Annotated in this window: 12 protein-coding genes, 1 tRNA gene, 2 pseudogenes, 1 riboswitch and 1 other annotated feature; of the genes and pseudogenes, 14 read left to right on the top strand and 1 reads right to left on the bottom strand. The window is 31.8% G+C overall.

Translation table 11 applies throughout. The annotated features are described in order from the left end of the window. From CAAU_RS12075 to epsC, 3 genes and pseudogenes are all read left to right on the top strand, one after another. A pseudogene (locus CAAU_RS12075) lies at nt 1-191 on the top strand (UPF0236 family protein); the annotation flags it as partial. A gap of 154 nt (nt 192-345) precedes the next feature. Continuing rightward, nucleotides 346-580 (top strand) — a binding site (T-box leader). Nucleotides 581-660: 80 nt separating this feature from the next. After that, nucleotides 661-1,574 (top strand): annotated as a pseudogene (gene cysK, locus CAAU_RS12070) (cysteine synthase A). A 5-nt stretch (nt 1,575-1,579) separates the two neighbouring features. Continuing rightward, nucleotides 1,580-2,155: a serine O-acetyltransferase EpsC gene (gene epsC, locus CAAU_RS12065; RefSeq protein WP_008909718.1), complete on the top strand. Its 576-nt coding sequence runs from the start codon at nt 1,580-1,582 to the stop codon at nt 2,153-2,155. Between the two features lie 21 nt (nt 2,156-2,176). On the opposite strand, the gene CAAU_RS12060 is transcribed toward epsC, so the two are convergent. Beyond that, nucleotides 2,177-2,437 carry a YkuS family protein gene (locus tag CAAU_RS12060; RefSeq protein ID WP_008909717.1) on the bottom strand — a complete coding sequence of 87 codons (261 nt, stop codon included), beginning with the start codon at nt 2,435-2,437 and terminating at the stop codon, nt 2,177-2,179. 101 nt (nt 2,438-2,538) lie between these two features. Between CAAU_RS12060 and queG the strand changes: the two genes are divergently transcribed. The 11 genes from queG (at nt 2,539) to CAAU_RS12005 (ending at nt 12,150) form a co-directional block, all read left to right on the top strand. Further along, nucleotides 2,539-3,534 carry a tRNA epoxyqueuosine(34) reductase QueG gene (gene queG / locus CAAU_RS12055; protein WP_008909716.1) on the top strand — a complete coding sequence of 332 codons (996 nt, stop codon included), beginning with the start codon at nt 2,539-2,541 and terminating at the stop codon, nt 3,532-3,534. Further along, nucleotides 3,534-3,884 carry a phage holin family protein gene (locus CAAU_RS12050; protein ID WP_008909715.1) on the top strand — a complete coding sequence of 117 codons (351 nt, stop codon included), beginning with the start codon at nt 3,534-3,536 and terminating at the stop codon, nt 3,882-3,884. Before queG ends, CAAU_RS12050 begins: the two co-directional genes overlap by 1 nt. Before the next feature lie 40 nt (nt 3,885-3,924). Further along, nucleotides 3,925-4,623: a lysophospholipid acyltransferase family protein gene (locus tag CAAU_RS12045; protein WP_008909714.1), complete on the top strand. Its 699-nt coding sequence runs from the start codon at nt 3,925-3,927 to the stop codon at nt 4,621-4,623. Next, on the top strand, nt 4,620-4,898 hold the full coding sequence (locus CAAU_RS12040) for a DUF503 domain-containing protein (RefSeq protein ID WP_008909713.1): 279 nt from the start codon (nt 4,620-4,622) through the stop codon (nt 4,896-4,898). Before CAAU_RS12045 ends, CAAU_RS12040 begins: the two co-directional genes overlap by 4 nt. A gap of 39 nt (nt 4,899-4,937) precedes the next feature. Continuing rightward, complete coding sequence (locus CAAU_RS12035) at nt 4,938-6,131, top strand: glycine C-acetyltransferase (RefSeq protein WP_008909712.1); 1,194 nt, start codon at nt 4,938-4,940, stop codon at nt 6,129-6,131. 45 nt (nt 6,132-6,176) lie between these two features. Next, nucleotides 6,177-6,803: an endonuclease III gene (gene nth / locus CAAU_RS12030; protein ID WP_008909711.1), complete on the top strand. Its 627-nt coding sequence runs from the start codon at nt 6,177-6,179 to the stop codon at nt 6,801-6,803. Nucleotides 6,804-6,887: 84 nt separating this feature from the next. Beyond that, on the top strand, nt 6,888-8,285 hold the full coding sequence (locus CAAU_RS12025; protein WP_008909710.1) for a VanW family protein: 1,398 nt from the start codon (nt 6,888-6,890) through the stop codon (nt 8,283-8,285). A 51-nt stretch (nt 8,286-8,336) separates the two neighbouring features. Then, a tRNA-Leu gene (locus tag CAAU_RS12020) sits at nt 8,337-8,421 on the top strand. Nucleotides 8,422-8,478: 57 nt separating this feature from the next. Next, complete coding sequence (locus CAAU_RS12015) at nt 8,479-9,411, top strand: TRM11 family SAM-dependent methyltransferase (protein ID WP_008909709.1); 933 nt, start codon at nt 8,479-8,481, stop codon at nt 9,409-9,411. Between the two features lie 29 nt (nt 9,412-9,440). Beyond that, nucleotides 9,441-9,613, top strand: a riboswitch (cobalamin riboswitch). 86 nt (nt 9,614-9,699) lie between these two features. After that, nucleotides 9,700-10,290: a DUF4430 domain-containing protein gene (locus CAAU_RS12010; protein ID WP_008909708.1), complete on the top strand. Its 591-nt coding sequence runs from the start codon at nt 9,700-9,702 to the stop codon at nt 10,288-10,290. Nucleotides 10,291-10,305: 15 nt separating this feature from the next. Further along, nucleotides 10,306-12,150 carry a DUF4430 domain-containing protein gene (locus tag CAAU_RS12005; RefSeq protein ID WP_008909707.1) on the top strand — a complete coding sequence of 615 codons (1,845 nt, stop codon included), beginning with the start codon at nt 10,306-10,308 and terminating at the stop codon, nt 12,148-12,150. Nucleotides 12,151-12,173 lie beyond the last annotated feature (23 nt).

The raw sequence follows: 12,173 nt of genomic DNA, 5'->3' as shown, positions 1-12,173 counted from the left end.
TAAGGGAAATAAGTGTGTTTAAGGAAGATGAAAAAGCCTTCAAGGTAAGTAAGAAGAAAATAAAAGAAGCGATAAGAAAGATAAATAAATCTTCACGTGAAGTTATGAATAATATAACGATATTGAACATAGGGAAAGTAACGCCAATTTACAGGATATTAAAATCAATAAAATATGAAAATATAATTTAAGTTTTTTAAATTTAACAAACGCCTTGAAACTAGCTAATTTAAGGGGTTGTCTATAAAAATTAACCTACAATATCTTGACACTATCATTTAACATTAGATTGTTGACAAAGTTAATTAAAAATCATATAATAAAATCAGAGTAAATTAATCGGAATTAAACGCTGTGATCAGGGAAAGTAGGCTATATGGAGTGGCCAGAGAGGGGCTCCTTGGCTGGAAGAGTCCTACACAAAAGTATAGCTGAAGTGCACCTGTGAGCGTTAGGCTGAAATTCAGTAGGCTGAGACGGGTCCACCCGTTATAGTGGGACGGCATGATGGTGCCGGATAGAGATGGGATTATTGTCCCAATCAGAGTGGAACCGCGGAGATTAAGCCTTCGCCTCTGAACAAGAGGTGAAGGCTTTTTTATATAGTTTTTTAATTGTCCTGTGCACAGGGAAAAATAAATATAATTGGAGGGAGTATATATGATTTTTAACAGCATTTATGAATTGATTGGAAACACACCAATGATTAAATTAAATAGATTGACTGATGAAGGAATGGCTGAGGTGCTAGTGAAATTAGAGTCCTTTAACCCGGGATCAAGTGTTAAGGACAGAATAGCTTTATCTATGATTGAAAAAGCTGAGGAGATAGGATTAATAAAACCTGGAGACACAATTATTGAACCGACAAGCGGAAACACAGGTATAGGACTTGCAATGGTTGGTGCTGCAAAAGGGTATAAAGTTATTTTAGTTATGCCAGAAACTATGAGTATTGAAAGAAGAAAACTCATGAAGGCCTATGGTGCTGAGCTTGTTTTAACTGATGGTAAAAAGGGTATGAGGGGTGCTGTTGAGGAAGCTGAGAGATTAGCAAAGGAAAATGGATATTTTATGCCGCAGCAATTTAAGAATATAGCCAATCCTCAAATTCACATGAAAACAACTGCGCAAGAAATACTAAAGCAAACGGAAGGTAAAATAGATATGTTTATTGCCGGTGTTGGAACAGGAGGAACCATAACTGGGGTAGGTAGAATTTTAAAAAAGAAATTCCTAATATAAAGATTGTTGCTGTAGAACCTAAAGATTCTCCGGTTCTATCTGGAGGTCAACCAGGCCCTCATAAGATTCAAGGCATAGGCGCAGGGTTTATTCCTGATATACTTGATAAAGATGTAATCGATGAAGTTATAACTGTTACAGCAGAACAAGCATTCCAAACATCAAGAGATTTAGCAAAAAAAGAAGGGATATTAGTTGGAATATCATCTGGTGCAGCAATTTTTGTTGCATTAAGTAAGGCGATGGACTTAAGAAAGGGAAAAAGGATAGTTACAGTAGCACCTGATACAGGTGAAAGGTATTTATCAACAGACCTATTTGAGGAGTGATTAGTATGTTTAAAATGATTATTGAAGAGGCAAAAAATATATTAAAGAAGGATCCGGCAGCGAAAAGTCTTTTGGAAGTTATTCTTTTATATCCGGGGTTACACGCATTAATTTATCACAGAATTGCCCATTGGTTTTATGTCAGAAAACACTTTGTGATAGCAAGATGGATATCTCAATTTGCAAGGCATAGAACGGGTATAGAAATACATCCAGGTGCTAAAATAGGCAAAGGTCTTTTTATAGATCACGGGATGGGAGTTGTTATAGGAGAAACGGCCGAGATAGGGAACAATGTAACTATTTTTCATGGAGTGACCCTTGGTGGAACAGGAAAGGAAAAGAATGTTAAACGTCATCCGACCGTTGGAGATAATGTGGTAATTGGAGCAGGAGCTAAAATATTAGGACCGATAAAAATAGGTAATAATGCTAAAATCGGTGCCAATTCAGTTGTTCTAAAGGATGTCCCACCATATGGGACAGTTGTTGGAATCCCAGGTAAAGTAGTTAAAATAGATTACGAATCGATAAAGGATAAAGAAAATTTAAATAATGTTATATATGGATTATGGATTTAAAACCCAGGCTTCACCTGGGTTTTAAAATTCTAATTTAGTAACGCGATTATATATGTCTTGTGCTGTCATGCCAGTTGCATCGATAACAGGGGTTTTACTTTCAGCATCTTGAATGCCAAGAAAATCCTTATTTCCTCCTGCTACGATTATAGCATCATAGTTATTATTGCCTTTAATGTTATGAATTTGAGGACCATCAAATATGTCAACTTTATATCCTTGGCTTTCAAAGTATTGTCTTACGTTTTGTAGATTTCTTTCAACGGCTACCTTTCTTCTCATTGTTATCCCTCCATATTATTTTCTATTTATTATTGTGGAATTTTAAAAAACAATTTATACTAATAATGTGTCCTAAAAGTTTAAAACCCTGGGGTGAAATGATGATAAAGGAAAAAATAATAAATTATGCAAAGCATATTGGCATTGAATACATTGGGTTTTCAAGTATAAATTTTAAGGATGAGTTTGTTAATAGATTAAGAGAAAAAAGGTTAAATGGACATTTGTCAGGGTTTGAGGAGCAAGATGAATATAAAAGAACTAATGTAAAGAATATTATGGAAAATGCTAAATCCTTTATATCAATAGCTGTTCCCTATAGAACGATGGAGATCGATTATAATAAACCATATTTTTCAAAATCATCATTGGGATTAGATTATCATAAAGTTTTATATAATAAATTAAATAAAATACAAATATATTTAAAAGAAGAGTTTAATGCTAATTCCTTCTACTTTTGTGATATAGGGCCCTTACATGATAGAGAAATTGCATATATGAGTGGAATAGGGTTTTACGGAAAAAACACAAATATATACACTGAGAAATATGGTTCCTTCGTTTTTTTAGGGGAGTTGGTTACAGACATTTATATTGAACCTGACATTCCAATTGAATCAAAATGTGGTGATTGTGAGATTTGCATGAAGGCCTGTCCAACAGGAGCAATTGAAAGACCTTATTATGTAAATTCTAAAAAATGTTTATCCTATATTACCCAGAAAAAAGATGGACTAACTTATGAAGAAATGGCCAAAATGGGCAATAGAATTTATGGATGTGATACCTGTCAGGATGTTTGCCCTTTAAATAAAAGAGCTTTATTTTCAAACATAAAGGATTTTATGCCTGAAGAGTGGAATATAAATATAGTAGCAGAAGACTTTTTAAATATGTCAAATAAAAGGTTTAAAGAAACATATCAAAAAACTTCTGGCGGCTGGAGGGGGAAAAAAATACTACAAAGAAACCTTATTATTGCCTTAGCTAATAGTAGAACTAATGAAGGTCATGCTAAAATAAAATCTTTAATTAACGACGATTATTTTTCATATTATGTAGAATATTATTTAAAAAGGATGGGGGGATATTAATGCCAAAAAGGGATGACAAAGGTTTTTTAGCTAAGACATTAATAAACGCAACGGCTATTTATTTAACTGCAAATTTAGTTGAAGGCATACACATAAGCAGCTTTGGGACTGCGATTGTTGCAGCAATTGTTTTGGGATTAGCAAATGCTTTAATAAAACCTGTTTTGTTAATTTTATCTTTACCTATTAACGTTGTTACTTTAGGACTTTTTACCTTAGTAATTAACGGAATATTATTAATGCTGGTTTCTATGTTTACAACAGGTTTTATTGTAAGCGGCCTTGGCTCTGCAATAATAGGTTATATTGTTATTAGCATCTTATCCTTCTTAATAAATGTTATATTGTAATGATTAGACTAAAGAAGAATTATTACGAAGGGATGATATAATGTTAAAAGACATTTTAGGCAAGTTTTTATTTACTTTACCTGAAAGTATTTATAAGCCTATTTGTAAAAAAATTGTTGACTATACTCTAAACAAATATGCTCATATTGAAGTTAAAAATTATGAAAATCTCGCTAGTTTAAAATCACCAGTCATTTTTATAGCGAATCATTTAAGCAATTCTGATGGACTTATATTAAATAAAGTATTAAAGGATTTTGATCCTTATTTTGTTGCTGGAGTTAAGCTACAGTCTAAAGCATTAAGTCGAATAGGCATTGAATCGGTAAACACTATTACAATTCACCCAAATTCAGCTGATATTGAGGCAATTAAAAAAAGTATAAATGTTATTAAAGAAGGACATTCTCTGATGATATTTCCTGAAGGAACACGTTCAAGAACTGGAAAAATGATAGAAGGTAAAAAAGGAATTATTTTAATTGCACGAAGGTGTAATGTTCCAATAGTTCCGATTGGACTTTATGGAACAGAAAAGCTTATGCCTATTAATGACGATGATATGGGGAAGGAAAGATTTTTTAAGGCAGATGTTACTGTAAATATAGGAAAAGCTTTTAGTTTACCAGAAAAAATTGAAGGAATGAATAAAGAAGAATATGATAATTATTGTTTAAATTATTTAATGAAAAAGATAGCTGAACTATTACCAGATGAGTATAGGGGAGTTTATAAATGATAGTTGGAATTGCAAATATTAAATTAAAATTTTTTACACCACATTCTTTAAAGGAAAAAAGACAAATAGTAAAGAGCTTAATATCCAAAATAATGCAGCATAATGCTTCAGTAGCAGAAGTTGGAGAAAATGATAAATGGCAACTATGCGAATTGGGTATTGCAACTGTAGGCAGCGATAAGAAGGTAGTAGATGCAACTTTAAATTCAATTTTTAGACAAATTGAGCAGGATGGAAGGGCAGAAATAATAGACATTAATATAGAAATATTGTAAAATAAATCTAGGATATGAATATAATTTGGAGGTGTAAAAATGGGGAGCAAAACATTACATGATTTTTTAGTTAAAAATTTGGAGGAATTAAAGGCTCAGGGGGTTTATAGGAAACTTCCTGTTGTTACAGGTCCAACAGGCCCTAAGTGCATTATCAATGGAAAGGAAGTAATAAATTTATCTTCTAACAATTACTTAGGTTTTGCAAATGATCCAAGATTAATAGAAGCTGCAATCAAGGCTACTGAAAAATATGGTGCAGGAGCTGGCGCAGTAAGAACGATTGTAGGAACTTTAGATATTCATGAAGAACTTGAAGAAAAACTTGCAAAATTCAAAAAAACTGAAGGAGTTATAGTATTTCAATCAGGATTTAACTGCAATATGGGAACAGTTAGTGCTCTAATGACAAAAGAGGATGCAATTCTATCCGACGAACTAAATCACGCAAGCATTATAGATGGTTGTAGATTATCAGGAGCTAAAATTCTAAGATATAAACATAACGATATGGATGATTTAAGAAAAACTTTAAAGGAAGCCTATGAAAGTGGCCAGTATAAGAAATTTATGATTGTAACTGACGGAGTATTCTCTATGGATGGAGATATAGCAAGGCTACCTGAAATAGTTGAAATCGCTGAAGAATTTGATGCCTTTGTTTATGTAGATGATGCTCATGCTTCAGGTGTATTAGGAAAGAATGGTAGCGGTTCTGTTTCACACTTTGGGTTATATGGAAGGGTTGATGTTCAGGTTGGAACTCTTTCAAAGGCGATAGGAGTTGTTGGCGGATACGTTGCAGGATCAAAGGAATTAATTGATTGGTTAAAACATAGAGGAAGACCATTCCTTTTCTCAACTGCAATGACTCCAGGGGCAGCTGCTGCTGCATTAAAAGCAATCGAAATTTTATCAGAAAGCAGTGAGCTTGTTGATAGACTTTGGGATAATGCAAAATACTTTAAAGAAAAGCTTTCTGCATTAGGATTTGACTTAGGAAAGAGCGAGACACCAATTACACCAGTAATAATTGGTGATGAAGCAAAGGCAATGCAATTTAGCGATGAATTATTTAAAGAAGGACTTTTTGCTCAAGGTATTGCTTATCCTACAGTTCCAAGAGGAAAAGCAAGGGTTAGAAATATTGTTACTGCAGCACATACTAAGGATATGCTCGATGAAGCAGTTGCTATTTATGAAAAGGTAGGAAAGAGAATGGGTATAATATAAAAGGGGCTTTAAGCCCTTTTTATATTATTATTTAGGGGTGAAAATATGAATAATTCTTTGGATATAATTAAAATATTAGAAGAGGAATATGGAAATTTGGGATGTGCTTTGAATTATACAACACCCTACGAACTTCTAATAGCTACAATACTATCGGCACAAACTACTGATGAAACTGTTAATAAAGCTACAGCTGAGCTTTTTAAGGATTATAATAAACCCCATGATATTGCAAATTTAACTCCACAGGAATTAGAAGGTTATATAAAAATATGTGGACTTTATAAGACAAAGGCAAAAAATATTATTGAAGCTAGTAAAATTATAGTTGAACAGTTTAATGGAAATGTTCCAAATAAAATGGAAGATTTAATAAAACTGCCTGGGGTTGGGAGAAAAACTGCTAATGTTGTCCTTTCAAATGCCTTTGGAAAGGATGCAATTGCTGTTGATACACATGTGTTTAGAGTTGCAAATAGATTAGGCCTTGCAAATGCTAAAGATGTTTTGCAGACGGAAAAACAACTAATGGAGAATATCCCAAAGAGTTATTGGTCTAGAGCACACCATTGGCTTATCTGGCATGGAAGAAAAATTTGCACTGCTAGGAAACCTAAATGTGACTTGTGTAAATTAAGAGATTTTTGTAAATATTTCGCAGAAAATAAATAAAAAAATATTTTTAATTTAGAAGGAAAATTATCTTTTTTGTAGAATAAACTAATTTAACTTAAAAATTTCTTAGGAGGATCTTTTATGAATAAAGGCGCTAAGGCAGCACTTATAGTATTTATCTTGATTTTAATTTCTGTTCCAGCTGTGTCGGCTTTTTTAAAAACAAGTGCTAATAACAATAAAATATTTAAAGGCATTTATATTAACAATGAAAATGTTGGTGAAATGACAAAGGAGGAAGCAATAGGTCTTTTAGATGAAAAGTTTAATAAGCCATTACAAGAAAAAACTATTAAATTTACTTATCAAGATAGAATATTCAAGACAACCTTTAAGGATTTAAATGTAAGATATAATATCGAAGAAGCTGTGGATAAGGCTTTATTAATTGGAAAAGAAGGGAATATTTTTAGACAAACTATCGAAAGAATCAAATTGTTAAATTCAAGTGTAAATATTACATTAGATTTAAGTTATGATAAAACTAATATAGACAAAATTGTTCAAAAGATTTCCCGAGAAATAAATAAGCCCTTTAAAGATGCAACAATTAAGTTAGTAGGTCAGAATTTTGTTATTACAAAAGAAGAAAATGGCATTAAAGTTGATGAAGAAAATTTAAAAAGCCTCATAGTAGATGCTATTCAAAATAAAGAAAATAAAGAAATTCATATTCCAACTTTAAAAGTTGAAGCTAAGATAAAATCTTCAGATTTAGAAAAAATAAAAGAAAAGATATCAGTTTTTTCAACAAAATTCAATCCTTCAGATGTTAATAGAACTGGTAATTTAAAAATAGCTGCTCAAAGTTTGGACGGCACTGTGCTTATGCCTGGCGAAATTTTTTCAATGAATAAGGTTTTAGGCCCAAGGGTAGCTTCAAAAGGATACAAGGAAGCTCCAGTGATAATAAATGGGACATTGGTTCCTGGACTTGCAGGTGGTATATGTCAGGTTACTACAACAGTTTACAATGCAGCATTATTAGCTAATTTCGATATAATTGAGAGACGCCCCCATGGGCTTAAAGTTTCCTATGTTCCTCCAGGGCGCGATGCTACTATTTCAGGCACTTCAATAGATTTTAAGTTTAAAAATACCAGTAATGCACCTATATATATAAAGGCATGGGTATCTAACTCTTATGTAAATGTAATTTTTTATGGGGCTAATGAAAACCCAAATATAAAAGTAGTAATAGAAAGTGAAATAATAGAAAGAATTCCAACAACTACAGAATATATAAAAGATCCAACATTGCCTGAGGGTCAAAAGATAGTTGAAGCAAAGCCAATCGATGGGGTAAAGTCTGTAACTTATAGAAAAATATATAAAGATGGTATTTTAATAAAAAAAGAGTTGTTATCTAAGGATTACTATAAGCCAGCAAAGGGGAAGGTTAGAATTGGAACAAAAAAAGTCATAACACAAACTAGTATTGATGATAAAGTAGTTGAAGATGTAATTGAATCACAATGATTAAAATATAGACAATTAAAATAAATGATGATAGAATTTTATTAGAAATATGCGGGCGTGGCGGAACTGGCAGACGCACTAGATTCAGGATCTAGGGCCTTAGAGCGTATGGGTTCAAGTCCCTTCGCCCGCACCACATTATCCACCTTTAAGGTGGATTTGTTTTTATAAATAATTTAGGGTTGGTGAAGATATGTATTTTTACTATGTTAACTTTCCGGATGGAGAAAATGAACTTTGCAAAATGGAAATTAGACATCTTTTTGGAATAGATTTAAAAGAAAAATATTTTTTTTATGAAGATTATGTAGATGTAAATAGAAGTCCCTATGTTAAATATAGTATTAAAATTGATGCTGAGGATTGTGACATCAAAAACTTAGCTGAAAAAATTAAAACTATGGAGCTAAGTTATGATAATTATAAGGTTCAATATATAAGTTTATTTGAAAGAATGGATTTAAATAAAAAGCATTTTGTCGAAAGCATTATTGGTAGTGCTATTAAAGGCAAAGTAGCTATTCATGATCCCTTAATTAAAATCGGCGTTATAGATTTTGAGAATAAATGGATAGTAGGACAATTGCTTAGAAATGAAGGTGTTTGGCATATACATGATAAAAAACCAGTTCAATATTGTAATTCTTTAACTTCAAGGGTTTCAAGAGCATTGGTTAACATAGCAGTTGGCAAAAATCTAAATTTAAAAGTAGTTGATCCCTGTTGCGGAATTGGGACAGTGGTTTTAGAGGCATTGTCGATGGGAATAGATATTAAAGGCTATGATATAAATTATAAGGTTGTAAAGGGAGCAAGAGAAAATCTTAATTTCTTTAATTATCCTGATGCTATAAAAAGAAGTGATATTAAAGATATAAATGAACATTTTGATGCAGCTATAGTTGATCTACCGTATGGTGTCTTATCGGTAACTACTAAAAAAATACAAGAGGATATAATTAAACATACTGCAAGATTAGCAAAAAGAGCAGTATTTGTAACTTTAGAGGATATGAAGGATTCTATTGAAAAATATAATTTTAAGATATTAGATAAGTGTCAACTAAGAAAGGCAAAATTTATAAGATTTATAACGCTAGCAGAATTAAATGAATATTGTTATTAATTGTATCTAGTGATATAATTAATACTATAAAACTTAATAAATATACAGGTGCCCTACAGGGGTTAAAAGGGAAAGCGGTGAAAATCCGCTGCAGCCCCCGCTACTGTAAGTGGGTATGAAACCTGAAAAGCCACCTAATTGGGAAGGCCAGGGAGTAAGATGATCCACGAGCCAGGAAACCTGCCTGTATATTAGGAGCAAAACCTTCGGAGGGAAGGGAAAGCTTATGTTAATAAGCCCTTTCCGGGCTTTTTTGTTTTCCCTCTGATGAAGAAAGGGGGTGAATTTATGAAAAGGCTGTTAAGTATAATTTTAATCCTTTTATTATTTATATCATGTGCTAGTGTAAAAAGTCAAAATATTGATACCTCAAAACAAAATATTAGTTCAACATCAATACAACAAAGCAATGAGAAGTTAAATGTAGCTAACAAAGACCCTAATAACTTACCTGTTAAAGAATTTAACAAAAGCAGCAAAGAAACTCAGGATACAAAAAAAGAATTACAAGCTACTACTAAAAAAGTTCAAAATAAGGAGATCAATATTAGACTGATTATATCAAAAGAAAATGGTAATGAAATAATATTTGATAAAACGGTAAAAACCTTATCATCCAAAAACGCTCTACAAATATTAAAAGAAAATGCAAAGGTGTATGAAGTTGGAGGTTTTATTAAGGAAATCAATGGGATTGCCTCCATTCCTCAAAATGAACTTACACAAGAAGATATTCAAAAAGGTATTTTAGGCTACGACTGGTTCATTTATTTGAATGGCAAAAAAACAAAGGTGGGCGCAAAGGATATCATCTTAAAAGATGGGGATATATTAAATTTTGATTATAAGGGATGGACTATAAAAGATTTAACACCGTAAAAGGGGGATTTAAAAATGAAAAATTTAGGAAAGAGATTATTAAGCTTATTATTGATTATAGTTTTTATGATATCTTTAAACTTCAATGCGCTTGCAAGTTCTAAAAGTAACTTTAACAATGCCAAGACTGCTCTTAATTCTTCTTTGAAATACTTACTCACAAAGACAAAAACAAAAGGCATACAAGACTGGGATGCAATTGCACTTGCAATGGCAGGATACAAATTAGATAACATCAAATTTAACGGTAAAAGATATATCGATTTAAAAAGCAGCGATATATTAAAAGAGCTCTCATATAATTGGACAACAAGCTATGCAAAACATATTTTAACTATAACTGCCTCCGGATATGATCCTAGAAATTTTAATGGAATAGATTTAGTTGAAATTTTAAAATCCTCACAACTTTCTAATGGCAAATTTAAAGATATGATCAATGGAACAAACGAGAATTTTTTAAATAGTCATATATGGAGCATTATTGCTTTAGAAACTTTAAAGGAGAGCTACAATAGGAGCGCTGCAATTTCATATTTGGAAAAAAATCAAAATAAGGACGGAGGATTTCCATTAGTCATTTCAGGAAAAAGCGATTTAGATATTACTGCAATGGCTATCACAGCTTTGACAATGGCAGGTAGAAATAAAAATTCAGCATCTGTTAATAAGGCTTTAAACTATTTAAAAAATAACTTAAAGAAATTGCCTAAAGAGCAACAAACTGCAGAAACGATTGCGTGGATCCTTCAGGCGGCTGTATCATCAGGGGATGATTTGTCAAAATATATCATTAACAATAGAAACATAATAAATGAATTGCTGTTATACAAGGATAAGACTGGTGGTTTTAAACATATTAAAAGTGGGAAAGTCGATGATATAGCTACAAATCAAGTTGTAAGAAGTTTATTAAGCTATGTAAATAAGAAAAATGCATATAAAAATATTATTTGTATGAGGGGTAATTACTATAAGGCTATAAATAGAGAAGAAAGTTCTAGCTTTAATATTCTATATTCTTCTTATTTTAAGGATGTTAAACAACTTGATTTAATTGTAAAGTCTAACTATTACGATGAAGCAAATATTTTATTAAATGGTGAAAAGAATTTACTTATTGCTAAAAGCAACAACGGCATAATTAAATTTTCTAAGAATTTTAATTTAAATAATTTAAACTATAGGTTAATATTAAAGAAGGACGGTAAAGCGTTAAAAGTTGTTTTAGGAAATTTTGAACCGGTAGAAAAAAGTTTCACAACAAAAGTTAGAGTTGAGGCACCCGATAAAACCATACTTGATGCTGAAGTAAGAACTGGTAATAAAATAGTTTATGACCTTCAAGGGAAAAGCTATGTCACAGAAAAGCCATCTGCCTATGCTGCTTTAGTTAGGGCATTAATAGAAAACAATATTAGTTTTAGTGTAAATTATGATTATGGGGCACCATTTATAAATGAAATAGCAGAAATAAAAAGTGGATCCTTTGGCGGATGGGATGGCTGGATGTATATGGTAAATTATGCTGAACCAAATTCAGGAATGGCGGATTATGAAATAAAAGATAATGATAATATATTAGTTTATTATGGAGATTGGGGAATAAAACCACTAAGTATAGAAATTCTTGGCGATATAAAATTAAACTCACAAGTCCAAGTCAAAGTGACATCGAATGGTAGTGCTGTAAAGGATGCTATAGTTTGCTTTGGAGAAAATAGGATTAACACAAATGAGGAGGGAATAGCAACTATAGTTTTAGATAAAGCAGGGATATATAAAGTTTATGCAGAAAAAAATACCGACGGTAAGCCGATGTATATTAGAAGTGAAAGCAAATATATTGAAATTAAATGATGGGTGGTTTTTCCACCCATCTT

This window comes from Caloramator australicus RC3 (genome assembly GCF_000297115.1).
In the GTDB taxonomy this organism is placed as follows: Bacteria; Bacillota; Clostridia; order Clostridiales; family Caloramatoraceae; genus Caloramator; species Caloramator australicus.
Note: the sequence above shows the minus strand (reverse complement) of the source record. Positions and strands in the feature narration are given on the sequence as shown.

Excerpts from the sequence above, each read along its gene's own strand:
- CAAU_RS12050 (WP_008909715.1), top strand. The coding sequence starts at position 3,534 with ATGCCAAAAAGGGATGACAAAGGTTTTTTAGCTAAGACATTAATAAAC.
- CAAU_RS12025 (WP_008909710.1), top strand. The coding sequence starts at position 6,888 with ATGAATAAAGGCGCTAAGGCAGCACTTATAGTATTTATCTTGATTTTA.
- CAAU_RS12015 (WP_008909709.1), top strand. The coding sequence starts at position 8,479 with ATGTATTTTTACTATGTTAACTTTCCGGATGGAGAAAATGAACTTTGC.
- CAAU_RS12035 (WP_008909712.1), top strand. The coding sequence starts at position 4,938 with ATGGGGAGCAAAACATTACATGATTTTTTAGTTAAAAATTTGGAGGAA.
- CAAU_RS12060 (WP_008909717.1), bottom strand. The coding sequence starts at position 2,437 with ATGAGAAGAAAGGTAGCCGTTGAAAGAAATCTACAAAACGTAAGACAA.
- CAAU_RS12045 (WP_008909714.1), top strand. The coding sequence starts at position 3,925 with ATGTTAAAAGACATTTTAGGCAAGTTTTTATTTACTTTACCTGAAAGT.
- queG (WP_008909716.1), top strand. The coding sequence starts at position 2,539 with ATGATAAAGGAAAAAATAATAAATTATGCAAAGCATATTGGCATTGAA.
- nth (WP_008909711.1), top strand. The coding sequence starts at position 6,177 with ATGAATAATTCTTTGGATATAATTAAAATATTAGAAGAGGAATATGGA.
- epsC (WP_008909718.1), top strand. The coding sequence starts at position 1,580 with ATGTTTAAAATGATTATTGAAGAGGCAAAAAATATATTAAAGAAGGAT.
- CAAU_RS12040 (WP_008909713.1), top strand. The coding sequence starts at position 4,620 with ATGATAGTTGGAATTGCAAATATTAAATTAAAATTTTTTACACCACAT.
- CAAU_RS12005 (WP_008909707.1), top strand. The coding sequence starts at position 10,306 with ATGAAAAATTTAGGAAAGAGATTATTAAGCTTATTATTGATTATAGTT.
- CAAU_RS12010 (WP_008909708.1), top strand. The coding sequence starts at position 9,700 with ATGAAAAGGCTGTTAAGTATAATTTTAATCCTTTTATTATTTATATCA.